This is a genomic window from Pseudomonas ogarae, assembly GCF_014268695.2.
GTDB lineage: Bacteria > Pseudomonadota > Gammaproteobacteria > Pseudomonadales > Pseudomonadaceae > Aquipseudomonas > Aquipseudomonas kilonensis.
In genome coordinates this window covers 1999206-2025705 of sequence record NZ_CP077086.1, presented here as the reverse complement: position 1 = coordinate 2025705, position 26500 = coordinate 1999206, and the positions used below count along the sequence as shown (strand labels likewise).

Genomic DNA, 26500 nt, shown 5'->3' with positions numbered 1-26500 from the left:
CAAACTTAAAAATTCGACACCGCTCAGCGGCGTTCGATCGGCTCGATCACCTGCAACGCCAGGTTGCCTTTGTGAGAGCCCATCTTGACCTTGAAGGCCGGCACGCCATTGGCGCGCATGACCATGTCTTCCGGCATCTCGACGGGGATAATGTCCCCCGGTTGCATGTGCAGGATGTCCCGCAGACGCAGTTGACGCCGGGCGACCGTCGCGCCGATCGGCACGTCGACATCCAGCACGTCCTGGCGCAGCGCGTTGATCCAGCGTTCGTCCTGGTCGTCGAGGTCCGACTGGAAACCGGCGTCGAGCATTTCACGTACCGGCTCGATCATCGAGTACGGCATGGTCACGTGCAGGTCGCCACCACCGCCATCGAGCTCGATGTGGAAGGTCGAGACCACAATGGCCTCGCTCGGGCCGACGATGTTGGCCATGGCCGGGTTCACTTCCGAGTTGATGTACTCGAAGTTCACTTCCATGATCGCTTGCCAGGCTTCCTTCAAGTCGACGAAGGCCTGCTCCAGCACCATCCGCACGACCCGCAGCTCGGTCGGGGTGAATTCACGACCTTCGATCTTGGCGTGACGACCGTCGCCACCGAAGAAGTTATCCACCAGCTTGAACACCAGCTTGGCGTCAAGAATGAACAACGCGGTGCCACGCAACGGCTTGATCTTCACCAGGTTGAGGCTGGTAGGCACATACAGCGAGTGTACGTACTCACCAAACTTCATCACCTGCACACCACCGACGGCCACGTCGGCCGAACGGCGCAGCATGTTGAACATGCTGATGCGGGTGTAGCGGGCGAAACGTTCGTTGATCATTTCCAGGGTCGGCATGCGTCCGCGAACGATGCGATCCTGGCTGGTCAGGTCGTAGCTTTTGACGCTGCCCGGTTCAGCAGCGTTTTCGGTCTGCACCAGGCCATCGTCGACACCATGCAACAGCGCATCGATTTCGTCCTGGGACAGCAGGTCCTGCACGGCCATGTCGTGTTCCTACTGCAATACGAAGTTAGTGAAGAGCAACTGTTCGATCACCACTTTGCCGAGCTCTTTCTGAGCCACTTCCTGCACGCTGGCCGTGGCTTTCTGGCGCAGCATTTCCTGGCCGACCGGGGTGGCCAGGGTGTCGAAATTCTGTCCGGAAAACAGCATCACCAGGTTGTTGCGGATCAGCGGCATATGCACCCGCAGCGCTTCCAGGTCAGCCTGGTTGCGGCCCAGCAGGGTAATGCTCACCTGCATGTAGCGTTGGCGACCGTTCTGGGTGTAGTTGGCCACGAAGGCTGGCGCCATCGGTTCGAAAATCGCCGGCTGCTTGCCCACTGGCGCGGCTTCGGCCGCCACTGCCGGCTTGCTTTGAGCGCTGTGCATGAAATACCAGGTCGCCCCCACGGACACACCGACCGCCAGGAGCAAACCCACCACGATCATGATGATCAGCTTGAGTTTGCCTTTGGTTGCAGGGTCTTTTACAGCTGCTGCTTCACTCTTCGCCATGCCAATAATCCGTCACTAATCGGGGTTTTCACTGATGCACGGCAAGGCTGGAGCAAGTGTTATGCCAGAAGTGTCGGTACTAAGGATGACGGGCAGATGCGATCTCCAATCCCCCATAAAACCAATGTGGGAGCGAGCTTGCTCGCGATAGCGGTGGATCAATCCCAGCAAATGGTGACTGACAAACCGCTATCGCGAGCAAGCTCGCTCCCACAGGGGAAAAACTCGTTGGATCAGGCGTAGTAGTCGACCGCGCTGGTGCCGATGACGCTGGTCGTGCTGGCCGCCACTTCAGCGATGCTGGCAGGAACAGTTTCATCCGCTGAATCCACTCGCCCGCCAGATGACGCGGTACGCCCGGCCTGGGCCTGCTGTTGGGCCTGCTGCTCCTGATTCTGCGAACCACGGGATTGATCGGATACGCTGACGTCGACCTGACCCATGCCCTGCTGGGCAAAACTGTCCCGCAGGCGATGCATCTGGCCTTCGAGGGCTTCGCGAACGCCGGAGTGGGCGCTCATGAACGTGACCTGGGTCTGCTGATCCGGAACCATGTTCACCCGGATATCCAGGCGCCCGAGTTCGGCAGGCTGCAACTGGATGTCGGCCGCCTTGAGATTGACGCTGGACAGATACATCACCCGGTTGACCACTTCTTCGGTCCAACCGCTCTGATTCATCGCTATAGGCTGGTTGACCGGCACCGCGTTGGCGGTTTTGGGCGTTGCGGCCTGGGTCAGGGCGGCCAAGCGGTTGGCGAAATCGTCCACCCGCGTGTCACTGGAAGCGCCGCCCAGATCCTTGAGACCTTCACTGATCAAGCCACCAAAGGCCTTGTCGCCGCCCTGGCTGCCGGACTCGGTACTGTTCTGATCGGCTTGCACGCTGAGCATGCTTGCCATACCGGCGGCAAAGGTCTGCGCCGAAGTCGGCTCACCGTCGGGCGACGCCGGGGCAGCGCTCTTGGGCTGGGCCTGGCTGGCGGCGGAAACATGACCACCCTGCTCCATCGCCAAACGCAAGGCGGGCAATGCGTCGAGCGGGTCAGCTTCAGGGTCAAAGGCAGGATCGTCCACCAGGACCGCAGCCGGGAGCGGTGTGGCCGGCGGGACAACCGGCGCTGCAACTGCCGTGCTCATCTGGGCCTCAGTCGTAACCACCACAGGTGCAGGCTCCACTGCGGCTGACGCGAGCGGCACCGTCGTGTCTGGAAGCAGCCCTGGATCAAGGCTCGGATCGACAGGTGCAACATCCGCTACTGGTGTTTGCGCCGAGTCGGCATCGTCGGCGCTGGCAGCCTGGTCGTCGGCGCTGGCCGGTTTGTCCGCGGGCAAGGGTTTGCCGCTATCGGCAACCGTCGGTTCCGGGGCGGCAGGGGTTTCGTTGCCGGTGTCTTTTTTGACGGTGTTGTCAGCAGCCTTGTCGCGCGCCGATTTCACCGATGGCTCAGGGGCCGCCGTTGACTTGGCAGGCGCCTGCTTGGCGAAGACTTGAGCGAAGCTGGAGGCTCTATCCCCGAGATCCGGGGCCGCTGCCGGTGAATTGACGGCGACCTGGGGCTTGGCCTGGACAGAGGCCTGAAGCAGTGAATTAGGGGTAACGGGCATAAAAAGGTCTCCGCTGCACTGGAATCATAGGTACAGTCGAGACTAGGCAATGCAAGGCACGGGCCAATGTCAGCCCGACCGTCAAAACTCAGCAGTGAAAGCCCTCGCGCTCTTCCCTGCAAAGCTTGCGGACATGCGCGAATTCGCTGTCGATTTCGCTGACCAGTTTCTCGATACCGCCCAATGACGGCTGCTTGGCACGCTGTTCCAGTTCGCCGCACAGCTCGGCCAGGCGGATAGCGCCCATGTTGCTGCTGCTACCTTTGAAGCTGTGGGCCGTGGCGCTCAGTTTTTCAGCGTCCCGTGCCTCATGCAGCACGCGCAGGCGAGCCTCGGAGTCGTTGAGAAACGTATCCAGCAACTCCAGATACCCCTCCTCCATGACTTCTTTCAACGTGCTGAGCACGTCGCGGTCCAGATGAATCTCGTTCACTTGTTCGCTCCCTGATCAAGAGTGGCCCCGATTATGCCGGAGCCTCCCAGAAAAACTCCACGCGCGCACTACGACCATCGTCTGACCAACTGGCCTGGTGGCTCAACTGGCGTACCAGGCTCACGCCGCGCCCCGACAACCGATCACAGTCCACGGGCCGCGCCAGCACCCTGGCGACATCAAACCCCTCGCCACTGTCTTCGACCTCTATGGCGAGGCGACCACCCTCGCCATCTGGCGAGACAAGCAAGTGCACCCGCACGTAACCGTCGCTCAGTTCATCCAGGCGCGTATTGCGCTCCCGGTAGTAGCGGGCGAAACCCGCCGCGTCACGCTTGAGACTCGAGTCGAGCCCGAGCACCCCATGATCCAGGGCATTGGAATACAGTTCCGACATGACGCTGTAAAGGGCGCCACTCTGCGCCCTGAGCCCATGGACCTCAAGCAGCAATTGCAGCAGGTAGGGCATCGGATTGAAGCGCTTGAGCGTCTGCGCCCGGAACTCGAAGCTCACCGACCAATCCAGCGGGCTGGACTGGCCGCTATCGGAATAGACCGGTGGTGGCGGATTGAGTTGCGTTGGTGCGACCAGTCGCACCTCTACCATACTGAAATCGTCACGGGCCTCACCGCGAAAATCCTGCAGGGCCTGCTGGATATCCTCAAAAAGACGGTCAGGTTCACGGTTGGCTGAAAATACCTGCTGCAACCGTTCCACGCCAAATGGCTGGTCGTCGCGGTCACTGGTCTCGATTACGCCATCGGACAACAGGAACACCCGGTCCCCCAGCGACATCGGATGCACTTCGGTGCGGTCATCGAATAATTGAGGTGTAAGCACGCCCAACGGCAGGTGCCGCGCGGGCAACGGCGTGCGCACGCCGCTGAGGCTGTCATGCAGGTACCCATCAGGCATGCCGCCGTTCCAGACCTCCACCGTGCAACGCTGGAAGCTCAGGCATAACAACGTCGCGCAACAGAACATGTCCACTGGCAGGATGCGTTTGAGCTTGGCATTCATTTCTCGCAGGATCTGCGCCAGGCCGTAGCCCTTGGCAGTCATCCCGTAGAACACTTCCGCCAGCGGCATCGCACCGACCGCCGCCGGCAAACCGTGGCCGGTGAAATCCCCCAGCAGGATGTGCATGTCGCCGGCCGGGTTGAACGCCGCCAGCAGCAGGTCGCCATTGAACAAGGCATAAGGCGATTGCAAGTACCGGATGTTCGGCGCGCTCAGGCAGCCGGAGTGGGCGATCTTGTCGAATACGGCCTTGGCGACCCGCTGCTCGTTGAGCAGGTAGTCGTGGTGCCGAGCGATCTGGTCGCGCTGCTCCACCACGGTGGCCTGCAATCGACGCAAGCGGTCCATGGCCTTGATCTTGGCCGCCAGGATCACTTGGTTGTAGGGTTTGGCCAGGAAATCGTCGCCGCCCGCTTCCAGGCAACGGGCCAAGGCTTCACTCTCAGTCAATGAGGTGAGGAAAATGATCGGGACCAACTGGTCCCCGGCCAACTGCTTGATTTTCTGCGCGGCTTCGAAACCGTCCATCACTGGCATCATCGCATCCATCAGCACCAGGTGCGGACGCTGTTCCAGATAGACCTCGACCGCTTCGGCGCCATCGGCCGCAGTGAGCACGTGATGCCCCTGACGGCGGACAATGGTCGACAACAGCAGTCGATCAGCGGCACTGTCTTCGGCAATCAGGACCGTCAGCGACTCCGACGACGATTGCATGGCGATCAACTGATGTCGAACAGCTTGTCGAAATTGGAGATTGCGAGGATTTTCTTGACGTCATTGCTGCTGTTGACGACCCGGATATCCGACTGGTCGCCACCGGCATGATCGCGCAACAGCAGGAGCATGCCCAAGGCGGAACTGTCGAGATAAGTGGCCTCTTTCAAATCCACCACGATGGAGTCAGGTTTCTGATTGAGCCGTTCATAGGACTCACGAAACTCCTGATGCCGCCCGAAATCGAATCGACCTTTGATCGAAATCGTCAGTTTGTGCCCATCGGGGGATACTTCGGTAACGACTGACATGATCGGCTTCCTTGTCATGGACATACGTGTACAAGGTGTAGCATCTGGTAAAGGTCTGAGCAAGGTTTTGCCTCATTCAGCCGACAAAATCCTGGTTTCGCATCAATAGGGATTCTGCCGCGGCAGGCGCTGGGACAATTCATCGAGCAGTTTCTGTTCGCGCTTGTCTTCCAGTTGCCGTGCCTCATCAATATAGCGCTGCACCAGCTTGCGCAGCCCCTCGACCCGGGCAAACGCCTCTTGCCAACTCTGGCGGGCCTTCTCCAGGTTGTTCTGGTGCCAGATCAGGCTCTGGCGCTGCTGGTCGATAGCGGTGCCCAACTGCGCAAGAAACCCTTGGTAACCCAACAACCACTGCCCGGAAACCCCGTGGGCGCCACGGGCGATCCACTGCTCCTGATACTCGAGTCGAAAGTTCTCGAGGTCAGCCAGTTTGCTTTCAGCGACTTTGACCTGGCCCTGGAAATACGCCAGACGCTGGACGGCGGTCTTCTCGGCCTTTTCCGCCATGTCCACCACTGGCGCCAGGCGTGCCGCACGACTCGTGGCCATGGCCGGTTACCCGCCGGCAACCGGGGTGAAAATACTCTGCAAGTGCGCTTCGCTGGCGCCCATGCCGATGTTGTCGTTCAGGCTCTGGCGCAGGTAAACGGCCATGGCCGGGTAAAGACTGATAGCGGTGTCGGTCTCGCGGTCACCGCCGGGGACGTAGGCGCCGACGCTGATCAGGTCGCGGCTTTGCTGGTAGCGCGACCAGTACTGCTTGAACTGCTGGGCCCGCTTCATGTGCTCGGCACTGATCACCGACGGCATGACCCGACTGATGGAAGCCTCGATGTCGATGGCCGGGTAATGCCCTTCCTCGGCCAGGCGCCTGGACAGCACGATGTGCCCGTCGAGTACGCCCCGGGCCGAGTCGGCGATGGGGTCTTGCTGGTCATCGCCTTCGGACAGCACGGTATAGAAAGCAGTGATCGAACCGCCGCCCTTTTCCGCATTGCCGGCGCGCTCCACCAGTTTCGGCAGCTTGGCGAAGACCGAAGGCGGATAACCCTTGGTGGCCGGCGGCTCGCCGATGGCCAGGGCGATTTCCCGCTGGGCCTGGGCGAAACGGGTCAGCGAATCCATCAGCAACAGGACGTTCTTGCCCTTGTCGCGGAAATACTCGGCAATACGCGTGCAATACATGGCCGCGCGCAAACGCATCAATGGCGCATCGTCCGCTGGCGAAGCCACCACCACCGAACGCTTGAGCCCCTCCTCGCCAAGAATGTGCTCAATGAACTCCTTCACCTCACGACCCCGCTCGCCTATCAGCCCCACCACAATGATGTCGGCTTCGGTGAAGCGGGTCATCATGCCCAGCAGCACACTCTTACCTACGCCGGTACCGGCAAACAGGCCGAGACGTTGGCCGCGACCGACCGTCAATAAACCGTTGATGCAGCGGATGCCCACGTCCAGCGGCACGCTGATGGGGTCACGCTTGAGGGGGTTGATCGTCGGGCCGTCCATTGGCACCCAGTCTTCAGCCTTCATGCCGCCCTTGCCGTCCAAGGCCCGTCCGGCCCCGTCCAGCACACGCCCAAGCATACTCATGCCCATGGGCAGACGACCGTTGTCGGCCAAGGGCACCACGCGCGCGCCCGGGGCAATGCCGGCGACACTGCCCACCGGCATCAAGAACACCTTGCTGCCGGAGAAGCCCATGACTTCGGCCTCGACCTGCACCGGGTGATAGCTGTCGTCGTTGATCACCATGCAGCGGCTGCCCATGGCGGCACGCAAGCCTTCGGCTTCGAGGGTCAGGCCGACCATACGCAGCAGGCGCCCTTCCAGGATCGGTTGGCCAGCCAGTTCGCTGGCCTCGGCGTAGCTGCCCAGGCGCTTGGCGAAGCTGGTTCGCTCAAGGCGCATCGCGGCTGTCCAGTGCAGAAGCGTCCAATTCAGGCACCTCCAACCCTGCATCGGCTGGCGCCGCATCAGCGCTGATCAGGGGCTCGTCCGGCAACTCCAGGCTCAGGTCGGCGGCAGCCGGGTGCAGGGCCTGTTCGTGCAATTGGTCGAACAATTTGGCCATGATCTGGCTGATGCGGGTTTCAACGGTGGCGTCGATGCGGCTGTGCTCAGTTTCCACACGGCAACCGCCGGGCAGCAGCGCAGCATCCTCGACGATGCGCCAGGTTTCTTCGTGGCGCTCGCGCAGGGCCTTGACCAACTCGAAGTCCTGGGGATTGATGTACAGCCGTACGTTCCCCACGCCCAATGGCAACAATTTGAGCGCTTCGCGCATGACATGTTCGATCTGGGTCGAATCGATGGCCAGTTCGCGCTGAATCACTTGTTTGGCGATGTGCTGCACCAGGCCCACCAGGGATTTCTCGATCTGGGTGTCCTGCTCGGCGATGGGATCGAACAGGTTGAGCATCAGCGATTCCAACGCACGAAGCTTGGCCGTCAGCGCCACATCGGCTTCCTGGCGGACCTTGAGCGTAGTGCTGTGGAAGCCTTCCTTTTCACCCACGGCAAAGCCTTCGTTGTAGGCTTCCTGGCGAATGCCCTCGACTTCCTCGAGGGTCAGTGGCTGGACTTCCTCCAGCGGCACTTCCTCCGGCTCCGGCAGCTCTTCCACCGGTTCCGGCTCAGGCTCGGGAACATGGGGGTCGAAGCTGGGCAGCGACCAGACGTCGAAACCACCGACGTCGCGAGCGCGGATCAGGTCGCTGGGTGCTTCATCACTCTTGGCAGACATAACGACCTTAGATCATCTCTTCGCCGCCCTTGCCACCGAGAACGATCTCCCCGGCTTCGGCCATGCGGCGGGCGATGGTGAGGATTTCCTTCTGTGCGGTTTCCACGTCGCTGACGCGCACCGGGCCCTTGGCCTCGAGGTCGTCGCGCAACAGTTCGGCCGCCCGTTTGGACATGTTCTTGAAGATCTTTTCCTTGACGCCTTCGTCCGAGCCCTTGAGGGCCAGCACCAGCACGTCGGACGACACTTCGCGCAACAGCGCCTGGATGCCACGATCGTCGACATCGGACAGGTTGTTGAACACGAACATGAGGTCTTCGATCTGACCGGACAGGTCTTCGTCGAACTCGCGGATCGAGTCCATCAACTGACCTTCGATCGAACTGTCGAGGAAGTTCATGATGTCCGCCGCGCGCTTGATACCACCCAGGGTGGTGCGCGAGGCATTGGAGTTGCCCGAGAACTGTTTTTCGAGAATCTGGTTCAATTCTTTCAGGGCCGCTGGCTGCACGGTGTTGAGCGAAGACACCCGCAGGATGATGTCCAGGCGCACCTTGTGGTCGAAGTTGCCCAGCACTTCACCGGCCTGGTCCGGGTCGAGGTAAGCCACCACGATCGCCTGGATCTGCGGGTGCTCGTAACGGATCACGTCGGCAACCGCCCGCGGCTCCATCCACTTGAGGCTGTCCAGGCCGCTGGTATTGCCACCCAACAGGATCCGGTCGATCAGGCCATTGGCCTTGTCCTCGCCCAGTGCCTGGGTGAGCATCTTGCGCACATAGTCGTCGGAACCGACGCCCAGGCTGGTCTGATCGCCGACGATGTCGACGAACTCGCTCATCACCTGCTCGACCTGCTCACGGTGCACGTTGCCCATTTGCGCCATGGCCACGCCCACGCGCTGGACCTCCTTGGGCCCCATGTGGCGCAACACTTGGGCAGCGTCGGTCGAACCCAGGGACAGCAGCAGGATCGCGGCTTTGTCGACCCGGGACAATTTGGCAACAGCGGCTCGATTATCACTCATCTGCGTTAATCCACTCTTTCACGACCTGGGCCACACGACCCGGGTCTTCTGCCACCAGACTCTTGATGGCGTTCAACTGAGCGTCATAGCCTTCGCTCGGGCTTGGCAGCAGAATGCTCTGCGGCCCGCCGAGGCTGACGCGATCGTTGGCCAATTCGCCATCCAGGCCGCCCATGCCTCCCAGCTCGACATCGCCGAAAGCTGCCAACTGCTTGTTCTTGCCGCCACCGGTGATGTTGTTGAGCACCGGACGCAGCACGCCGAACACCAGCACCAGGATAAACAGCACACCCAATACTTGCTTGACCACATCCCAGAACCAGGGTTGCGAATAAAACGGAATATCGGCGACCACTTCACCGCGCTCCAGGGAGAACGGTACGTTGATCACGCTGACGCTGTCGCCACGGCTGGCGTCGAAACCGACGGCGTCCTGCACCAGGCGAGTGAAGCGCGCCAATTCGTCGGCGCTCCATGGCGCACGGCTGGTTTCGCCGTTGGCTGCGTTGACCTTGACCTGATCGTCCACCACTACGGCGACCGACAGGCGATTCAAACGACCTTGTTGCTGCTTGGTGTGGCTGATGGAACGGTCAAGCTCGAAGTTCTTGGTCGACTGCTGACGCTTGTCGGCCGGGTACGGCGCCAGCATCGGCTGGCCGGTGGCCGGGTCCATGATCTGCTGGCCGTTGGCATCGATCAGCGGCTGGCCTGGCTGCACCATGCCGGCGGCTGCGGTGGCGCCACCGGTGGTTTGCGGTGCGCTGGCCGGAGACGGCGGCTGGTTGCTCAGGGCTCCCGGTACACCTTGGGGACCATTGCTGGCGGTACGCTGCTCGGTCACCGACTGCTCGCTGCGCAGCGCAGGCTGATCGGGATTGAACTGTTCGGACGTCGACTCGACGGCGCTGAAATCCACATCGGCCGACACCTCGGCCTTGTAGCGGTCGTTACCCAGGATCGGTTGCAGGATGTTGTGCACTCGCTGGGTCAGCATGCCTTCCATGCGACGGCTGTAATCGAATTGCTTGCCGGCCATGGTCAGTTCGGAGTTTTCCGCCTGATCGGACAACAGATTGCCTTTCTGGTCGACCACGGTGATCTGCGATTTGCTCAGCTCGGGTACGCTGGTCGCCACCAGATTGATGATGGCAACGACCTGGCCTGGCTCCAGGGAACGGCCCGAATACAACTCAACCAGTACCGAAGCACTGGGTTTGCGCTCATCGCGCACGAACACCGAGCTTTTCGGAATCGCCAAGTGCACACGGGCACCCTTGACGTTGTTCAGACTGGAAATGGTCCGCGCCAACTCACCTTCCAGGCCGCGACGATAACGGGTCGCTTCCATGAACTGGCTGGTGCCCAGGCCCTGGTCCTTGTCGAGGATCTCGAAACCAATGTTGCCATCAGTAGGCGTCACGCCAGCGGCTGCGAGCTTGAGGCGCGCACGGGCAACGTCGTCGGCCTTGACCAGCAACGCGCCGGAATTGGGTTCGACGGTGTAAGGAATATCGGCGGAAGCCAGGGTTTCCATGACTTGCTTGGCGTCCATGCCCTCCAGGCTGCCATACAGCGGCCGGTAGTCCGGCTGCTGGGACCACAGCACCACGGCAAAACCAATCGCCACGCTGGCAGCCAGGCCGACCAACAGGCCTACCTGACGCAGCATGGTCATCTCGGAGAGATTTTCCAGGAAGGACAGACCGAACAGCGGCGGTTTGCCGTCTACCGGAGTGGCCTTGGCCGGAACGTTATCTACGGCTGCTTCTGCCATGACTCAATAACTTCCTTAAACCGGCATCTGCATGATGTCTTGGTAGGCTTGAACCAGTTTGTTGCGAACCTGGGTCAACGCCTGAAACGAGACACTGGCTTTCTGCGAGGAGATCATTACGTCCGTCAGGTCGACGCCACTTTTGCCAATCTCGAAAGCACTGGCCAACTGGTTCGATGCCTGCTGGGTATCGTTCACTTTATTGACGGCCTGACCGAGCATGTCGGAAAAGCTGCTGCCACCCACCTGGGGGACCGCGACCGATTTAGGCTGGGCCATGGCGTCCATTTGCATGGCCCGCATGTCCAACATCAACCGATTAAATTCAATACCTTGGCTCATGGTCTACTCTCTCTGGCGGCCCGCATTTTTTTGACACTTACTCAGCGGGTATTCAGGTATTAGCAACAAGGGTGCCAGCTCCATGGCCGCAGGAAACAAATGCGCGCACCACTCCATTGTGGGAGCGAGCTTGCTCGCGATAACCCATCACATCCAACCTCAACTTGACTGACCCACCGCTATCGCGAGCAAGCTCGCTCCCACAGGGATTTTTGGCGCTTATTCAACTGGCGAACAAATAAGCCTCGACATCCATGCCGGCATCACGCATCTGCGCCAATTTGTAGCGCAGGGTGCGCGGACTGATCCCCAGGCGTTCGGCCGCCTCCTTGCGACGCCCGCGCTCGGCTCGCAGGGTGTCGATGATCATCTGGAACTCGCGACGACGCAGATCGTCTCCCAAGGCGCCGGCCGACTCGCCCTCCACTTCCACCGAGGGCGCGAAGGCCGCTGCCGGCACTGGCGACAATGCAGGCAATGGCGCGCAGGCCACCGGGCCGGCCAGGCAGAAATCCTCCGGCTGGATCAAACCGCCCTGTTGCAGGATCAAGGCCCGCTGGATGGCGTTATCGAGCTCTCGGACATTGCCCGGCCACGGGTAGGCAATCAGGCAGGCCCGGGCCTCGGCTGAAAACCGGGCAGCCGCATGCTTCATTTTATTGACGTGCTTGTTCAGCAGACGCTCGGCCAGCGGCAGGATATCGGCGGTGCGCTCGCGCAACGGACGCCAGGCCAGCGGGAACACCGACAAGCGGTAATAAAGGTCTTCACGAAAACGCCCCGCCGCCACTTCGCCGGCCAGGTCGCGGTTGGTGGTTGCCACCACGCGGATATCCAGGCTGATGGGCTTGCGCGCACCGACCCGCTCCACTTCCCGCTCCTGCAAGACCCGCAACAGCTTGGCCTGCAGGCCCATCGGCATTTCGGAAATTTCATCGAGCAGGATCGTGCCGCCGTCGGCCTGCTCGAACTTGCCAGCCTGGGCCGCGATGGCCCCCGTGAACGAACCCTTCTCGTGACCGAACAGTGTCGCCTCGAGCATGTTGTCAGGAATTGCCGCGCAATTGATCGCGATGAACGGTTCGCTGGCGCGCCGGGACTGTTGATGGATGTAGCGCGCCAGCACTTCCTTGCCCGTACCGGACTCGCCGGAAATCAACACGGTCGAATCGCTGCGAGCCACCCGTGCGGCCAATTCCAGCAGTTGCGCACTGGCCGGCTCGATGGCCACCGGGCCTTCGCCCTCGACCGCAAGACTGCCCAGGGCATGACGCGCCACCAGGTCCAGCAGGGCTTTGGGCTCGAACGGCTTGACCAGGTAATCCGCAGCCCCCTGGCGCATGGCATCCACCGCGCGCTCGACGGCGCCGTGAGCCGTCATCAGCAAGACCGGCAGTTGCGGCTGGCGGGCACGTAACAGGCCGAGCAATTGATGGCCGTCCATGCCCGGCATATTGACGTCACTGACCACCAGGCTGAACGCTTCGCGCCCCACCGCCAGCAGCGCTTCTTCCGCCGAACCGACGGCGGCGTAGTCGTGCCCGGCCAGCACCAGCGTATCGGCCAGCGCCTCACGCAGGGCCCGGTCATCCTCAACCAGTAACACCTTGATCGCCATTGCTTTCACTCCACCCCTGGCGCATTGGAAAACAGCGGCAAGCACACCGTCGCACAGGTGCCACGGCGCAGCCGCGAGCGCAGTTGCAATTCTCCCTGATGGGCACGGGCCACAGCCTTGACCACGGTCAGGCCCAGGCCGGTGCCCGTGGTCTTGGTGGTGAAGAATGGCTCGCCCAGGCGTGCCAGCACGGCCGGCTCGATACCGGTGCCGCTGTCGCTGACACACAGGCGCAAGGTGTTGTCGCGCGTATATAAGTGCACTTTCAGCCGGACGTCGCCGCCGCTGGCCTGGATCGCGTTTTCGATGAGGTTCAACACCGCGCCCACCAAGGTGTCGCGGTTACACAACACTTCGCCGACATGGCTGTCGCACTGCCAGCGGATCGGCAAATCCTGTACATGGGTCAGCGCCGCGGCCTGCAACGATTGCAATAAAACCTTGGGGGTAACACGGTCGGTCAACGGCAGCTCGCCGCGAGCGAATACCAGCATGTCTCGCACCTGGTGCTCCAGCTCGTGCAGGCGCTCTTTCAAGCGTCCGGCGAAGCGTTGCTGGGTTTCCATCGGCAATTGCTGCTCAGTCAGATGACTGGCGTAAAGCAGCGCGGCAGAAAGCGGGGTACGAATCTGGTGGGCCAGCGACGCCACCATCCGCCCCAGGGAAGACAGGCGCTCATGGCGAGCCAACTGGTCCTGCAGGTGACGGGTTTCAGTCAAATCATTGAGCAGCACCAACTGCCCAGGCTCGGCATCCAGCGAGCGTGTCGAGATGGACAGGCGCCGACCGTCCTTGAGGGACACTTCATGGCCGTCGTCTTCACGGGGCGCAAAGCAGCGGGCGATGACATGCCGCCACAGCTCACCTTCCAACGGCAGGCCGAGCAACTCGCAAGCCGCCGGGTTGGCTTCGCGCACACGACCGTGTGCGTCGATGACGATAACGCCACCGGGCAACAGATCGAGGAGGTTTTGCAGACGATTAGCCAGGCGCTCCTTTTCCGCCAGCTCCTGCATGCGCTGGGCGCTGACCACGGCCAGCTCCCCCTTGAGCTCGGTGACCCGAGCTTCAAGCAGGCTGTAGGAATCGGTCAGTTGACTGGACATCTGGTTGAACAGCGAAAATGCCTGCTCAAGTCCAAGCCGGCTTGCCTGCTCGGCGGACGGCATGTGTCCCGGTTCGGGGACAGGAGACATCTGGGCGGCTTGGGTCATCGTGCTCTCTCGCTTGGCTGACCGTCAGTTAAACGGAACGTTGCGAGGGCTATAGCAATACCCGTGCCGAAAAAAAACCGCCTGAAAATCAGGCGGTTGGAAAACAGGCGTCAATCATCCGCCTGTTCATCTCCTTCGCGACGGCTCATGCCGTACTTGCGCATCTTCTCCACCAGGGTGGTGCGACGGATGCGCAGGCGTTCTGCCGCGCGAGCAACGATACCGTTGGCATCGTCCAGTGCCTGCTGGATCAGCCCTTGTTCCAGGCCTCCCAGGTAATCCTTGAGGTCCAGGCCTTCGGGCGGCAACAAGGCATTGGCGGTGAAATCCGGTGTGTGGCCGTTGATTGCCACCCGCTCTTCCAGATCGCTGCGCAGGCTGTCGACCATTTGCTCATCTTCGTCGTCGACGTAGCGGAATTTCTTCGGCAGTTCGTTCACGCCGATCACCCCGTACGGGTGCATGATCGCCATGCGCTCCACCAGGTTGGCCAGCTCCCGGACGTTGCCCGGCCACCCATGGCGGCACAGGGACATGATCGCCGCCGAATTGAAGCGGATCGAACCGCGCTTTTCGTGCTCCATGCGCGAGATCAGCTCGTTCATCAGCAACGGGATGTCTTCGACGCGCTCACGCAGTGGCGCCATTTCGATCGGGAAAACGTTGAGGCGATAATAGAGGTCTTCGCGGAAGCTGCCAACCTCGATCATGCTCTCGAGGTTCTTGTGCGTGGCGGCGATGATTCGCACATCGACGCTCTGGGTCTTGTTGCTGCCCACGCGCTCGAAGGTGCGCTCCTGCAGGACCCGCAACAGCTTGACCTGCATCGGCAGCGGCATGTCGCCAATTTCGTCGAGAAACAGCGTACCGCCGTTGGCCAATTCGAAACGCCCGGCGCGGCTGGTGATCGCACCAGTAAAGGCACCCTTCTCATGACCAAACAGCTCGCTCTCCAGCAACTCGGCCGGGATCGCGCCACAGTTGACCGGCACGAACGGCGCTTCACGGCGCTTGGAGTGGTAATGCAGGTTGCGCGCGACCACTTCCTTGCCGGTGCCCGACTCGCCCAGGATCAGCACGCTGGCGTCGGTATCGGCGACCTGCTGCATCATCTGCCGCACGTGCTGGATCGCCCGGCTGGTGCCGACGAGGCTGCGGAACAGGTTGGGTTCGCGATGCCGGCCGCGCTCGCGAGCCTGATCGTACATCTCGCGATAAACCTGCGCGCGGTGCAGCGAATCAAGCAGCTTGCTGTAGCTGGGCGGCATTTCGAGCGTGGAAAGTACTCGGCGGCGCTGGTCTTCAGGCAGGTCGAGGGAAGAATTTTCGCCCATTAACAAAACCGGAAGGAACTCATCCCAGGTTGAGAGTGTCTTTAGCAAGCCCAAAAGCGTTGCGGGGGCATTCACGGTCCCGATAAGGACACAGATGACCTCGCGACTGGACGACAAAGAGCCGACGGCCTGCTGCCAGTCATGGCTTCCGCAGGGTAAATTTTCTTCGCCAAGAAAATTTAAGATCACCGCCAGGTCGCGGCGGCGGACGCTATCGTCATCGATCAGGAGAATTTTGGTTTCACGCCACATGCAATAGCAACTTCCCTAGTCAACCCAATGCCCGAAATTAGGGGGCAAGCTAGACGCTTGCAGACTTGTCATGCCTGTAGACGCCTTAAATCTGTAAACAGCTACTAGTTAAGTCAAAAAACCGTGCACAGTCAAATTTATGGCGCAACGGGCTCGGATTAACTGAGCATTAACCGAACAGATGGTAAACCTTTGCCGCGTTCTGTGCTTGATGGATCTGTTGCATCTCGTCGACGATCGCCTGACGCTCTCCCGTCGCCGCCTCCAGCAATTGCCGATACACCCCTAGCAATTCCTCAAGATTGATCCGCAACGCCGCCTCATCCAGCTGGGACTCGCTCAGGACGTCTTCCATGCAGGAACGGCAGGCCAAGTCCAACTGACCGATGGCCTCCCAGTTACGCTCGGCCAGGGCATCGACCAGGGCATCACGGGTTTGTTCGATTCGCTGCAAGACAAGACTCATGAGCGTACTCCTTAGAATTGCGGACCCGGTACAGCGATGGCATCCCAACCTTCCTTGACCGTGCCAAGCAGATCGGCGACTTCGTCGAGGATCTTCGGATCGGTCTTGGCGTTGGCTTCGGCCAGGCGTTTCATCATGTAGGTGTAGAGGTTATCCAGCTCGGTTACCGACTCGGCCTGGTTTTCCAGGTCCAAGCCTTCACGCAAACCGCCGATAATGCCGATGGCCTTGCTGATCAGTACGCCTTTGTTGGCAATATCCTTGCGCTCCATCGCACCCTTGGCCTGGGCAATGCGATCCAGCCCGCCCTCCATGAGCATCTGCACCAGACGATGGGGACTTGCTTCGGAGGTTTGCGCCTGGGCGCCAATCTTCTGGTATTGGCGAAGGGCTAACATCGGATTCATGTTCTACCTCATCAAAAAACTTCAGTTCGTATAAACAGCGTATCGACGCTGCGTCAAAAAACTTTAGGTCGAAAAGCCGAAAGCCCGGAACGTTGTCAAAACGTTGCCGGGCTCTTTGCATCGGTCGAAAATCAGCTGTTTTTCTGCTGTGCCGTCATCGCTTCGAACATGGAGGTGATGTTGCTGGCGGTGGCTTTCAGCCTGCCGACCAGGGTGTCCATGTCGTTGTACTTTTTGGTCAATACGGCGGTGAGGGTTTCGATGCGGCGATCAAGAGCCTGCTGATCTTCGAACAGCTTCGTCTTGATGATGTCAAGGTTCTTGGAGCGAGTAGTCAGGATGGCCTCTGAGCCCCCGATACCACCCGCACCCGTTTTGCCTTCAGTGTACGGCTTGATGGCGTTATCCATGCGCTCAAGCAGGCCATTCTCACCTACGAACAGTGTCTGGATCTCCCCACCCAACTGCTTGTCATTCAACGCAGTGGTGAATTTCCCGCTGTCGAAATCCAGAGCTCCGGTCGTCTGATTGGTGGTGATTCCCAACTGGGAAAGAACGGTCAGCTTGTCACCTGCGCCGGCCTCAGACAAAGGTGCGCGAATGGCCGCCAAAAGCGAGCGAGGCAACGAGTCACCCGTCAAGGCCGCTGGAACCGAGTTACCCTCAGCATCTGTGGTCGGCTTGGTCAGGGACGTCACGGCCTTCGCAACAGCGTTATAAGCATCGACGAACTTCTGGATCGAAGCTTTCAGGCCGTCGGCGTTGGTAGCGACGGTAACGACTGTCGGGCCAGTGTCCTCGACGAGTAACGTCATGCTCAAGCCCGAGACCACGTTATCCAGCTTGTTGGTCGGGCTGGTCATTGCCAAGCCATCAACAGTAAAAATAGCGTCCTTGGCAAACCCCAGTGAACCCGAAGAAGTCGCGGTGGGTGATGAGGCCATGGCTACGGAGCCGTCAGCTGCGAGGCTGGCAATACCGCTGAGGGAGATATCATTACCCGCACCGGTTTTAGTCGAGCCGACCACCAGGCGTGAACCGAAGCTGTCGGTCACGATGTTGGCGGTCAGACCACTGGATGAGTACTTGCTGTTGATGGCATCCCGAACCGATTGCAGCGTCGAATCAGCTGGAATATCAAGGGCGTAATTCGTGCCCCCCTGACTGATAGTCAGCGTACCGGTCTCCACCGCACTGCTAGCCCCACCGGCAAAAGCAGCCGTCGCAACTTTTGAAGAGGTGGCCAGTTGCGTGACGTTTACCGTGTAGGTACCGCTTACCGCCGAGTTGCCCGCCGTTACCGTCAACGCACTGGTATTGGCCGAAGTGGCGGCAACACCGGTAAATTGAGGGGTGGTCGTGCTGCCCAAGGCCTCCAACGTAGACTGGAAGGTAGTCAACAGAGACTTCAGGGTGCCAATCCCGGAAATATTGGCCGTATTGGTCTTGGTGGCACGGTCAATCTGACCTTGCTTGGCTGCTTTGTCAGAATCCACCAATGCCTTGACGATAGCACCGGTATCAAGGCCAGAGCCTAGACCCAAGCCAGGTAGAATTGGACTTGCCATGTGGAACTCCCTTCAGTGTGTCGCCGGCCTTTTGACCATTACAACGCCCAAAAGAACTTAACAACAAAATTCGTGCCAGCGGTCAGGCTTGCGCGCTGAACAACAGGCTGCTTGCATCATTCAAACTGTTCGCCAGTTTAAGCACTTCTTCATTAGGGATCTGGCGAATCACTTCACCGGAACCACTGGCAATCACTTTGACAACTACTTTGCCTGAAGGCTCATCGATTGAGAACTCCAGGTTGCGCTTGACCGACTGAACGAAGGTTTCAATTTCCTGAACCGCCCTCTTCAGTTTCTCTTGCTCGGCCGCAGCGTCTTTTGGCTCATCCTTGACCGGTACCACGGTGGCAGCATCGGTTCGAGGCTTCTCCACTGGTTTGTCGGCAAATGTCGTCGCCGGCTTCGCAGCTGGATAAGACAAGTTCAGCTTCACGCTCATATCCATGTCCATCACCTCTTGAACGGAAAAAGCGAGAGAGTACGCAAGCGCACTCCCCCGCTAAAACTCATCCGGCTATTACTGAAGCAGCTTCAGTACAGCGGATGGCAGTTGGTTGGCCTGGGCCAGAACCGAAGTGGAAGCCTGTTGCAGAGTCTGCTGCTTGGTCAGCTGGGCAGTTTCAGCAGCGAAGTCAGTGTCTTGTACGCGACCCAGTGCAGCAGCGGCGTTTTCGTTGATGTTCTGCAGGTTGGAGATGGTGCTGGTCAGACGGTTCTGGGCAGCACCGAGGTCCGCACGGCTGGCGTTGATGGTCGCCAGAGCGGCGTCGATCGCGTCGATTGCAGCGGAAGTGTTGGTTTCAGCTTCAGCACTGTCTGCAGCACTGATCGCGATGGCACCAGAGTCAACGCTCAGGGTCGCAGCGTCGAAGCTGTCGCTCAGGGTCAGAGTGATCTGGTTGGTAGCACCGGTGTTGGAGCCGACCTGGAAGGTCATGGTGCCAGCGGAACCGTCGATCAGGTTCTTGCCGTTCAGGTTGGTCGAATCAGCGATACGGGTCAGTTCGTCCGACATCTGAGCAAATTCTTTGTTCAGAGCATCACGGTCAGCAGTGCCGTTGTTGTCGTTTCGTGCCTGTACTGCCAGTTCACGCATACGTTGCAGAATGTTGGTGGATTCTTGCAGAGCGCCTTCAGCGGTCTGAGCGATGGAGATACCATCGTTGGCGTTCTTGATCGCAACAGTCTGACCGCGGATTTGCGAGGTCATACGGGTAGAGATCTGCAGGCCGGCGGCGTCGTCTTTGGCGCTGTTGATTTTCAGGCCGGAAGACAGACGGGTCATCGAAGTGGACAGAGCATCGGAAGCCTTGTTCAGGTTCTTCTGAACGTTCAACGATGTGACGTTAGTGTTTACTGTTAAAGCCATGACGAATTCCTCGTTGGTTGGGTACTGCGGCTTCCGGCCCTGGCAACCGCCGGGTGTGGCCTAGAGAACCTTCGTAATAGTTATCGTCGTAATCGGAACTTGCTTTAGCGGTTTTTTCAAAAATTTTGCCATCAGGGTGCCACCCCTCATAAATCAAGGGCTTGGCAGCGATCGACAGGTGAAAAAATGACGCCAGGGAAATGCCGGGGGCGCGATTCGCTTGGGCAGCGGCGCCAGCTCATCAAGAAAAGGAATTACACCGCCTGACCAGCGGTCAACAGTTCAACCCATTCGTATTCAAGATAGTCCGCCAGCGAAAGCCAGTTCTGAGCCTGCTGATCGTTGAACATCAGCCCCAGCAGCCCGTTCCACGATGACTGGACGTCGCTCGGCATAAGCTCGACCAACGGCTGAGCCGCCTCGACCAATGCAACCATCGCCAGCCCCGCCTCGACATCCCGCCCCAGGCGAAACAGCCGTGCGCACTCACGCGCATCATCGATTACCCCTTGAAACCCGGTCATTGCACGTACTCCGGATGGAAATCAGCGCCGACGATCCGCGCCCCGTCCCGACTGCTGTTATAGAAACGCACTTGGGGATGCCCGGCGATAAATCGCTCCAGCTCACACAGATAACTACGGAAGTTGAGCTGAGTCTTGACCCGCTGCCCATGACCATCGAGCACCCAGTGTTTTGCCACGCCCAGTTGTGGCCCCAGATCACCGTCGCCCCAACCGGCGTGGGTTTTATCATGGGGAAAAGCGAAGTCGGCGCCGAAGAGGGTGATTTGCGCCGCGCCCATTTTCACCGCAAGGTCCACCGCCGGATGAATCACGCTCCCGCCCACGTACAGTTCGCCTCGGCGCAGTAGCTGTCGTATCTGGTGATAGATGGGGCTGGCGGAATAACCGACATAACGTGGCCCCTGCCAGGCTTCAATCACTGAGGGGTCAGCCATTGGCAGGTAAACCAGTGCAATATCGCCGGTGTCTTCAGGGGGGAGATGGCGTGCCGAGATGCGTTGATCGATGCTGACCACGACATCCGGTCGAATGCCGTGGTTGATCAACGGTCGGTAGGCCGTATCGACGCAAATCAATAGCGACCGCTCGGCCTGGTCATTCAGCTTGCGCAATTTTTCAAAGTGCTGCTCAAGGCTGGGGCCGGTGGCAATGACAAACGCCTCCCGTCCATTGAAGGAGCCAAACAGCTCGGTGACGTCGTGATCCGTTTGCACGAGATTGAAAGTGGCTTGCAGGCGCTCGATGATCTCCGGCGCCTTGGGGTCGAATTCCCGGTTACTGAAGGCCAGATGGATTTCACTGATCAATCGGTCGCGAATTTTTGCATTGAAATCATCGGCCAGCACCAGCTCGGCGGGCAATGCAAAAAATGGCAGCTGGATTTCCGCCAGATCGCCCGCATAGAGCAATTCGACCCGCGAGTCGGCAAGCCATGGCGATTGATCCAGCAACTGCAACACCAGGGCAAACACTGAGCCATTGAGGATATGCACGTACAGACGTTCAACCCCTGCCCGCTCCAGCATATGGTTTTGCAGGTCCCCCAATCCGGTGCCATAGACATGCACAACGGCAGCGTCCGGCGGTAGGCTGGCGGCTTGCAGGTCAGCCTCGGCGAGACGGTCATGGCGGCTGGTCAACTGGATGCCATTGATGCTCAAGGTCGATCCAAGCCCCTCGACCAGATCTGCCTGCAACGCACCAGCATCCTCCAGCAGCAGGCGTTCAGCCAGGGCAGGCCAACGTTGCTCGATCACCTGGAGATTGCGCTGAAAAAACTCGCTCATGGCGCCTCGCTTTTCGATCAGGCAAAAAAATAGCGTTCAAGGTTACACCTTGGACGCTATTTTTGTGCCCGGGTTTTAGTGGCTCACGGCCGATAGATGATCGCCGAGCCCCAGGACAGGCCTACGCCGAAACCGCTCAAGGCCACGCGCTTCCAATCGGAATCGAGCACGTGCTTTTCCAGCAATAACGGAATGCTCGACGACACGGTGTTCCCGGTCTCGACCATATCCTTGATGAACTTCTCCGGCTCGCCCTCGAAACGCCGTGCCACGGCATCGACAATCGCCGCACTACCCTGGTGAATGCAAAACGCATCAATGTCGCTGGCTTGCAGATCGGAATCGGCGAGCAACTCATGCAGATGGGCTGGCACCTTGAGCAAAGCGAAGTTGAACACCTGGCGGCCGTTCATGAAGAACACGCCGTCGCTGACCTTCAGGTGGGGCGCGCCGGAACCGTCGGTGCCGAACTTGGCCTTGCCCAGTTGCCACGGCGCATCTTCACCCATCCAGGTGGCGGTGGCGGCGTCGCCAAACAGCATCGTGGTGTTGCGGTCTTCCGGGTCGACGATTTTCGAATACGGATCGGCCGTCACCAACAGGCCATTCTTCAGGCCAGCGGCCTCCATGAAGCCCTTGATGGCGTAGATGCCATAGACATAACCCGAACACCCCAGGGAGATGTCGAACGCCGCCACGGTGGTCGGCAAGCCGAGTTTGTCCTGGACGATAGCCGCCGTGTGCGGCAAGCCTTCTTCATCGCCGTTCTGGGTGACAACGATCAGCACGTCGATGGATTCGCGTTTCAGGCCGGGATTGTTGGCAAACAGCGCATTGACCGCTTCGACACACAGGTCCGAGGTTTCCTGCCCGTCATCCTTGCGTGGCAAGAAGGCCGAACCGATCTTGCCCAGGATGAACTCTTCATCCTTTTCAAACTTCGCACCTTGTGCGTAATTGTCCACGCCGGCTACAGGAACGTAGCTCGCAATGCTTTTTATGCCAATCATTACGGCTTCCCAATCAAAAACAGCCCAATACCACCGCTCGCAAGGAATCGAGGGGCGCCGACAAACGGGAAGTGTAAAGGGCTATCACTGGGCCTGATAAGGGCCAGGCGCCATCTTCCCGGTCAATACAATACAGTGAAGATGCGCGTTATGACTCGCAGGTCACGCTATTTTGCCGATAAAGCCTTTTTTGAAAAGGCCATATCGGCAACAGCAGGAGCAAGCAGGCCTATGGAAGCAACCGCGCCCAATCCACCGCCGAGGCCTCGCCCAGCGCAAAGCCAGTGTCGGTCAAGGCCAGGTTGGGGTTACGAGCAGCGTCGTGTTCGAAGCGCGCCTGCCATTTATCGCGCAAGGCGCCTGCCGTCTGGGGCGCGTCGGCGAATGTGCCGGCGTGCAGCATTTGGGCCTGAGGCGTCCAGACCGTGAGATACCCCGCATCCGCCGCTTTCAAGCACAGGTCGACATCCGCGAAGGCGTCGGCGAAATGTGCCTCGTCCAGGCCTCCCACGGCTTCGAACAGATCCTTGCGGATCATCAGGCAAGCGCCGGACACCGCAGAGTAGTTCTGTTCCGACTGATGGCCGTTGAGATAGCCCTTGGCATCCTTGCGCTCGCCAACGAACACCGAGGCCACCTGCCCGTCGGGCTTGAGCACCAAGCCAGCCTGGGTGGTGATACCACGAATATTCATCTGTTTGCTGCCGACGATCCCCACTTCTGGTCGCTGGGCTTGGTTGAGCAGGCTATCGAGCCAGTTGGCATTGATCACTTGGGCCTCGGCAGACAACAGTACCAGGTATTCGCCCTTGGCCTCGGCGCTCGCCCAGTTGTTCAGGGCCGAAGCGCTGAGGCGCCGGTCGCTGCGCAGGATGCGGATCCGATCACCCTTCCCTTCAAGACTGTCGAGCCACTGAGCCAACGCTTCGGACTGGCTATGATTGTCCGCGATCAGAATTTCATGACGATGGTAACGCGTGCGCTGCAGCACGCTGACCAGCGCCTGCTGGACTTGTTCAAAGTTGTCCCGACTTTCGAGAATGATCGATACCAAGGGCCGTTCGGCGTGCTGGTAGTCGATCTGATACGTCAGCGGCTGTGCCGAGGTGACTTGGGCGCGATACCCTCGGGCAGCCAGGTGACGTGTCAGGACCTGACGCTCCTGGAGGTTTTCTTCCTGGACCGGGGCGTTGCAGATCAACAATGGCTCGGCCAGGTGCGCCAGGCCGGCCAACCCTGCGTCTTCAATCAGGCGCAACAACAGATCCAGCTCCAGGGCCTGAGTGTATTCAGCGGTAAAGCCGCGAGCCTGGGCCAGCACATCACGACGAATCAGCCAGTGACGCGCCATCAACGAGGGCACCGATTGCAGCAGATCGAGGTTGACGCCCGGACGGAACACGTCGGTGAGGCTGCCGTCAGCCTTGCGCTGGATTTCATCCATGGCCACGGCGCGCACACCTTCGGCACCGATCAATTCGAGGCTGGCGCGCAGCAGGCCGTTTTGGGTGAACTGGTCACCGGCCTCGACCAGCACCATCCAGTCGGCGGCGGACTGCTCGATGATCTGGTTGATGCGCTCGACATAATTAGTCGTGCTGACTTTGACGAAGTGCACGGTGTCATGTACCGAGGTGGTCGCTGGTAAGGCGCCGGTGGTGAATACCACCACATTGAACGCCTTGCAGTGGCCGTTGACCAGGCTGTCGAAGGTGGCCTGCAGCTTGAACATGTCAGCGTCCAGATCCAGCAAGAGGATGCCGAATCGCGGTCCACCTTGATGCTCAGCCAGGTGAGCCGCGATGGACTTGAGCTGCTGTGCATCTGGATTACGTGCCTCAAGCCAGTTCAACAGACGACCGGAGTGCATGTTTTCCAGCAACCGGCGATCCTGCTGACCCGGTAGCGCGTCCAGTCGCTCGGCCCAGGCTTGCAACTTCACCGCCTCCTCAGGCTCATCGCTGCTCTTCAACGATTCGGCCAAGCGCTTGACCACGGTACGGTTGAACGCATACAAGCCTTGGGCCTCCCACAAACGACTGCGCACCGTGCGCTCGTTGTCATTAGGGTGCACGCGCATCAGTTCATGCTGGCGCAGCAAAATACCTTCCAACTGCTGAAGCTGCAGGCGACCGGCCGGCATGGCGTGCAACAGGAATTCAAACTCGGTCAGGAGGTCGAATACACGCTGGTTGTAAAAAGGCATCTCGACAAACTGTTGCGGGCCAAACGAACGAACCGGCTCGCCACCCGCCTCCAACCAGGCCGAACGAATGATCTGGGTGCCTTTGAGTGAGCGCCCCTGCAGCAGGCAGTCAGCCATGGCCGCGAAGCTGTCCAGGGCAATCTGTTTGACCCGCCCCGGAGCCTGCTCGCGCAGCGGTGTTGGAAGGGACGCCAGGAACTCGGCGAATTGCTCACGCTCGGCAACGCTTTTTGCGTCCTTGTAGCTGAGCACGGTCAACACGTTGGTGTTGTGTTCCGAACCGCCGTAGTTGAGTTCACGAACGGCGAATGGAATCGGCAGGATCCGCGCCTTGGCGCAGGCCAGCAGATAAAAGGTGTGGCCGATCTCCTGCCATTCGAAACTGGTGCCCGGCGGCAACAGGCCATACCACTGTTGCAGCAGATCAGTGCGGGTCACGGCATAAAATGGCGGCAGGAACTGATCCATGAAGCGGATGACCCGGTCTTCGGCCAGCTCGCTGCTGTAATCCTCATGCACCTTGCGATCGCGACGGAAGTAATTCACTTCAGTCGCGCAGGACAGATACATGATCCCGTAGCCATGGCACAGGCCATAGTCGGGGTTGGTTTCGAGAAACTCCACCGATTCGGTCAACGCATCGTGCAGCAGGAAATCGTCATCGGCAGCAAATACCATGTACGGCGTCGTGACCTGATTGACGCCGTACACCAGTTTGTCCTGCAGCCCCTTGTAGGTGAACTGAGGCAAGTGTCGGTAGTCGACCGAGGGAAAATCCCGGGTGATCTGCTCATCGCGCTCAACCGACGAATCAAGCACCAGTACCGAACACGGATAGCTGCTGTAGTAATGCAATGTACGCCGCAGGAATGCGCTGCGGTTGTGGGAAATCACCACCACGGTGAACCGCTCGTTCAGCGGTGCCACGTTGTTTTGAATATTGTTTCGAACCTGCATATTTCCTGTCCCCACAACCTGCCAGACGCCAATGACTTGAAACGGATGAATTAACGAACCCGACGCAGATAACCGTCTGGAGCAACGGTGATCAGCAGCTTGTTCTGCAATTGCTGGTCAATTTCAAAATCAGCGTTTTCCTCAAGGTATTTCCACACGGCGGTTTTCGGGTTATCGCCAGGCCCCCATGGGCGATCCGGGAAAAAGTCCGCTGGCATGTCTTCGACCACGGTGTCCATCACCACGCAATAGCTGCCCACCGAGACCAGCGGCGCGTACAGGCGCAGCTCTTCGAGCACATGATCATGGGTGTGGTTGGAATCGAGCACCAGGATGACTTTCTTGCCTTTGGCCGCTGCATGGACCTGCTCGGCGATGGCCGGATCGATGCTCGAACCCTCGATCATCGAGATGCGTTTGCTCATCGGGTGGCTCTCGATGGCTTCACGGTTATGAGGGCGGATATCCAGATCGATGCCCAGCACTTCGCCATGGCCTTGCAGCTCCAGCAACGAGGCGTAATAAATGATCGAGCCACCGTGAGCGATGCCACATTCGATGATCAGGTCAGGCTTGATCTGCCAGATCAACTCCTGCATCGCCATCATGTCCTGTGGCAGTTGGATGATTGGCCGGCCCATCCATGAAAAATGGTAGCTGTACTTGTGGCGGGCCGATTCGTTGAAAAACTCCTTGGCCAAGCCGACGAGTTTCTGGTCTTGGCCTTGACCGGCGATTTCGGTCTGGCATTGGGCTTCGAAAGCTTTATGGATAGTGTTGTCGGTCATTTT

At 59.6% G+C, this 26500-nt stretch carries 25 protein-coding genes; all 25 read right to left on the bottom strand.

Annotated features, from left to right (window positions below; all coding sequences use genetic code 11):
• Positions 1-23: 23 nt before the first annotated feature.
• The 25 genes from fliM to HU749_RS08915 all read right to left on the bottom strand — a co-directional run bounded on the left by fliM (position 24) and on the right by HU749_RS08915 (position 26497).
• A complete protein-coding gene (fliM, locus tag HU749_RS09035; RefSeq protein WP_003199105.1) occupies positions 24-992 on the bottom strand; it encodes a flagellar motor switch protein FliM in 969 nt (322 codons plus the stop codon).
• A 9-nt stretch (positions 993-1001) separates the two neighbouring features.
• The gene (gene fliL, locus HU749_RS09030) at positions 1002-1505 is read right to left on the bottom strand and encodes a flagellar basal body-associated protein FliL (RefSeq protein WP_046062994.1); all 504 of its coding nucleotides are present in this window, start codon (positions 1503-1505) and stop codon (positions 1002-1004) included.
• Between the two features lie 233 nt (positions 1506-1738).
• Complete coding sequence (locus HU749_RS09025; protein WP_079305268.1) at positions 1739-3112, bottom strand: flagellar hook-length control protein FliK; 1374 nt, start codon at positions 3110-3112, stop codon at positions 1739-1741.
• A gap of 88 nt (positions 3113-3200) precedes the next feature.
• Entirely contained in the window at positions 3201-3545 is a 345-nt protein-coding gene (locus HU749_RS09020; RefSeq protein WP_014337166.1) for an Hpt domain-containing protein, read from the bottom strand.
• Positions 3546-3576: 31 nt separating this feature from the next.
• A complete protein-coding gene (locus HU749_RS09015) occupies positions 3577-5283 on the bottom strand; it encodes an ATP-binding SpoIIE family protein phosphatase (protein WP_186649697.1) in 1707 nt (568 codons plus the stop codon).
• A gap of 5 nt (positions 5284-5288) precedes the next feature.
• Complete coding sequence (locus HU749_RS09010; RefSeq protein WP_014337164.1) at positions 5289-5594, bottom strand: STAS domain-containing protein; 306 nt, start codon at positions 5592-5594, stop codon at positions 5289-5291.
• 102 nt (positions 5595-5696) lie between these two features.
• Positions 5697-6146 (bottom strand): flagellar export protein FliJ, encoded by a 450-nt coding sequence (gene fliJ / locus HU749_RS09005; protein ID WP_079305264.1) that lies wholly within the window; start codon positions 6144-6146, stop codon positions 5697-5699.
• Positions 6147-6152: 6 nt separating this feature from the next.
• Positions 6153-7511, bottom strand: a complete 1359-nt coding sequence (gene fliI / locus HU749_RS09000) for a flagellar protein export ATPase FliI (RefSeq protein ID WP_018611783.1) — start codon at positions 7509-7511, stop codon at positions 6153-6155.
• On the bottom strand, positions 7501-8346 hold the full coding sequence (fliH, locus tag HU749_RS08995) for a flagellar assembly protein FliH (protein ID WP_046062990.1): 846 nt from the start codon (positions 8344-8346) through the stop codon (positions 7501-7503). The genes fliI and fliH overlap by 11 nt, the downstream gene beginning before the upstream one ends.
• Before the next feature lie 7 nt (positions 8347-8353).
• Entirely contained in the window at positions 8354-9373 is a 1020-nt protein-coding gene (fliG, locus tag HU749_RS08990; protein WP_003199086.1) for a flagellar motor switch protein FliG, read from the bottom strand.
• Positions 9366-11150: a flagellar basal-body MS-ring/collar protein FliF gene (gene fliF / locus HU749_RS08985; RefSeq protein WP_079305262.1), complete on the bottom strand. Its 1785-nt coding sequence runs from the start codon at positions 11148-11150 to the stop codon at positions 9366-9368. The genes fliG and fliF overlap by 8 nt, the downstream gene beginning before the upstream one ends.
• A gap of 15 nt (positions 11151-11165) precedes the next feature.
• Positions 11166-11492, bottom strand: coding sequence for a flagellar hook-basal body complex protein FliE (fliE, locus tag HU749_RS08980; protein ID WP_003199082.1), 327 nt, complete (start codon positions 11490-11492; stop codon positions 11166-11168).
• A 223-nt stretch (positions 11493-11715) separates the two neighbouring features.
• Complete coding sequence (gene fleR, locus HU749_RS08975) at positions 11716-13110, bottom strand: sigma-54-dependent response regulator transcription factor FleR (protein WP_186649695.1); 1395 nt, start codon at positions 13108-13110, stop codon at positions 11716-11718.
• A gap of 5 nt (positions 13111-13115) precedes the next feature.
• Complete coding sequence (locus tag HU749_RS08970; protein WP_437127836.1) at positions 13116-14324, bottom strand: sensor histidine kinase; 1209 nt, start codon at positions 14322-14324, stop codon at positions 13116-13118.
• 110 nt (positions 14325-14434) lie between these two features.
• Positions 14435-15910, bottom strand: a complete 1476-nt coding sequence (locus HU749_RS08965) for a sigma-54 dependent transcriptional regulator (protein WP_003199076.1) — start codon at positions 15908-15910, stop codon at positions 14435-14437.
• Positions 15911-16079: 169 nt separating this feature from the next.
• Entirely contained in the window at positions 16080-16376 is a 297-nt protein-coding gene (locus tag HU749_RS08960) for a flagellar protein FliT (RefSeq protein ID WP_186649693.1), read from the bottom strand.
• Positions 16377-16387: 11 nt separating this feature from the next.
• Entirely contained in the window at positions 16388-16783 is a 396-nt protein-coding gene (gene fliS / locus HU749_RS08955) for a flagellar export chaperone FliS (RefSeq protein WP_014337156.1), read from the bottom strand.
• 131 nt (positions 16784-16914) lie between these two features.
• Positions 16915-18351 (bottom strand): flagellar filament capping protein FliD, encoded by a 1437-nt coding sequence (gene fliD, locus HU749_RS08950; protein WP_079305256.1) that lies wholly within the window; start codon positions 18349-18351, stop codon positions 16915-16917.
• An 82-nt stretch (positions 18352-18433) separates the two neighbouring features.
• Positions 18434-18799 carry a flagellar protein FlaG gene (locus HU749_RS08945; RefSeq protein ID WP_079305254.1) on the bottom strand — a complete coding sequence of 122 codons (366 nt, stop codon included), beginning with the start codon at positions 18797-18799 and terminating at the stop codon, positions 18434-18436.
• Between the two features lie 72 nt (positions 18800-18871).
• Complete coding sequence (locus HU749_RS08940) at positions 18872-19723, bottom strand: flagellin domain-containing protein (RefSeq protein WP_079305252.1); 852 nt, start codon at positions 19721-19723, stop codon at positions 18872-18874.
• 254 nt (positions 19724-19977) lie between these two features.
• Entirely contained in the window at positions 19978-20247 is a 270-nt protein-coding gene (locus HU749_RS08935) for a hypothetical protein (protein ID WP_079305250.1), read from the bottom strand.
• Entirely contained in the window at positions 20244-21536 is a 1293-nt protein-coding gene (locus tag HU749_RS08930; protein ID WP_186649691.1) for a motility associated factor glycosyltransferase family protein, read from the bottom strand. Before HU749_RS08930 ends, HU749_RS08935 begins: the two co-directional genes overlap by 4 nt.
• Before the next feature lie 83 nt (positions 21537-21619).
• Positions 21620-22546, bottom strand: a complete 927-nt coding sequence (locus tag HU749_RS08925; RefSeq protein WP_018611808.1) for a ketoacyl-ACP synthase III — start codon at positions 22544-22546, stop codon at positions 21620-21622.
• 229 nt (positions 22547-22775) lie between these two features.
• Positions 22776-25709 carry a TIGR00180 family glycosyltransferase gene (locus HU749_RS08920; protein WP_079305246.1) on the bottom strand — a complete coding sequence of 978 codons (2934 nt, stop codon included), beginning with the start codon at positions 25707-25709 and terminating at the stop codon, positions 22776-22778.
• Between the two features lie 50 nt (positions 25710-25759).
• On the bottom strand, positions 25760-26497 hold the full coding sequence (locus tag HU749_RS08915) for a cephalosporin hydroxylase family protein (RefSeq protein ID WP_024617489.1): 738 nt from the start codon (positions 26495-26497) through the stop codon (positions 25760-25762).
• Positions 26498-26500 lie beyond the last annotated feature (3 nt).

What these genes read in the sequence shown, in the direction of transcription:
- fliM (WP_003199105.1), bottom strand. Translation starts at nt 992, where the DNA reads ATGGCCGTGCAGGACCTGCTGTCCCAGGACGAAATCGATGCGCTGTTG.
- fliL (WP_046062994.1), bottom strand. Translation starts at nt 1,505, where the DNA reads ATGGCGAAGAGTGAAGCAGCAGCTGTAAAAGACCCTGCAACCAAAGGC.
- HU749_RS09025 (WP_079305268.1), bottom strand. Translation starts at nt 3,112, where the DNA reads ATGCCCGTTACCCCTAATTCACTGCTTCAGGCCTCTGTCCAGGCCAAG.
- HU749_RS09015 (WP_186649697.1), bottom strand. Translation starts at nt 5,283, where the DNA reads ATGCAATCGTCGTCGGAGTCGCTGACGGTCCTGATTGCCGAAGACAGT.
- HU749_RS09010 (WP_014337164.1), bottom strand. Translation starts at nt 5,594, where the DNA reads ATGTCAGTCGTTACCGAAGTATCCCCCGATGGGCACAAACTGACGATT.
- fliJ (WP_079305264.1), bottom strand. Translation starts at nt 6,146, where the DNA reads ATGGCCACGAGTCGTGCGGCACGCCTGGCGCCAGTGGTGGACATGGCG.
- fliI (WP_018611783.1), bottom strand. Translation starts at nt 7,511, where the DNA reads ATGCGCCTTGAGCGAACCAGCTTCGCCAAGCGCCTGGGCAGCTACGCC.
- fliH (WP_046062990.1), bottom strand. Translation starts at nt 8,346, where the DNA reads ATGTCTGCCAAGAGTGATGAAGCACCCAGCGACCTGATCCGCGCTCGC.
- fliG (WP_003199086.1), bottom strand. Translation starts at nt 9,373, where the DNA reads ATGAGTGATAATCGAGCCGCTGTTGCCAAATTGTCCCGGGTCGACAAA.
- fliF (WP_079305262.1), bottom strand. Translation starts at nt 11,150, where the DNA reads ATGGCAGAAGCAGCCGTAGATAACGTTCCGGCCAAGGCCACTCCGGTA.
- fliE (WP_003199082.1), bottom strand. Translation starts at nt 11,492, where the DNA reads ATGAGCCAAGGTATTGAATTTAATCGGTTGATGTTGGACATGCGGGCC.
- fleR (WP_186649695.1), bottom strand. Translation starts at nt 13,110, where the DNA reads ATGGCGATCAAGGTGTTACTGGTTGAGGATGACCGGGCCCTGCGTGAG.
- HU749_RS08970 (WP_437127836.1), bottom strand. Translation starts at nt 14,324, where the DNA reads ATGACCCAAGCCGCCCAGATGTCTCCTGTCCCCGAACCGGGACACATG.
- HU749_RS08965 (WP_003199076.1), bottom strand. Translation starts at nt 15,910, where the DNA reads ATGTGGCGTGAAACCAAAATTCTCCTGATCGATGACGATAGCGTCCGC.
- HU749_RS08960 (WP_186649693.1), bottom strand. Translation starts at nt 16,376, where the DNA reads ATGAGTCTTGTCTTGCAGCGAATCGAACAAACCCGTGATGCCCTGGTC.
- fliS (WP_014337156.1), bottom strand. Translation starts at nt 16,783, where the DNA reads ATGAATCCGATGTTAGCCCTTCGCCAATACCAGAAGATTGGCGCCCAG.
- fliD (WP_079305256.1), bottom strand. Translation starts at nt 18,351, where the DNA reads ATGGCAAGTCCAATTCTACCTGGCTTGGGTCTAGGCTCTGGCCTTGAT.
- HU749_RS08945 (WP_079305254.1), bottom strand. Translation starts at nt 18,799, where the DNA reads ATGGATATGAGCGTGAAGCTGAACTTGTCTTATCCAGCTGCGAAGCCG.
- HU749_RS08940 (WP_079305252.1), bottom strand. Translation starts at nt 19,723, where the DNA reads ATGGCTTTAACAGTAAACACTAACGTCACATCGTTGAACGTTCAGAAG.
- HU749_RS08935 (WP_079305250.1), bottom strand. Translation starts at nt 20,247, where the DNA reads ATGACCGGGTTTCAAGGGGTAATCGATGATGCGCGTGAGTGCGCACGG.
- HU749_RS08930 (WP_186649691.1), bottom strand. Translation starts at nt 21,536, where the DNA reads ATGAGCGAGTTTTTTCAGCGCAATCTCCAGGTGATCGAGCAACGTTGG.
- HU749_RS08925 (WP_018611808.1), bottom strand. Translation starts at nt 22,546, where the DNA reads ATGATTGGCATAAAAAGCATTGCGAGCTACGTTCCTGTAGCCGGCGTG.
- HU749_RS08920 (WP_079305246.1), bottom strand. Translation starts at nt 25,709, where the DNA reads ATGCAGGTTCGAAACAATATTCAAAACAACGTGGCACCGCTGAACGAG.
- HU749_RS08915 (WP_024617489.1), bottom strand. Translation starts at nt 26,497, where the DNA reads ATGACCGACAACACTATCCATAAAGCTTTCGAAGCCCAATGCCAGACC.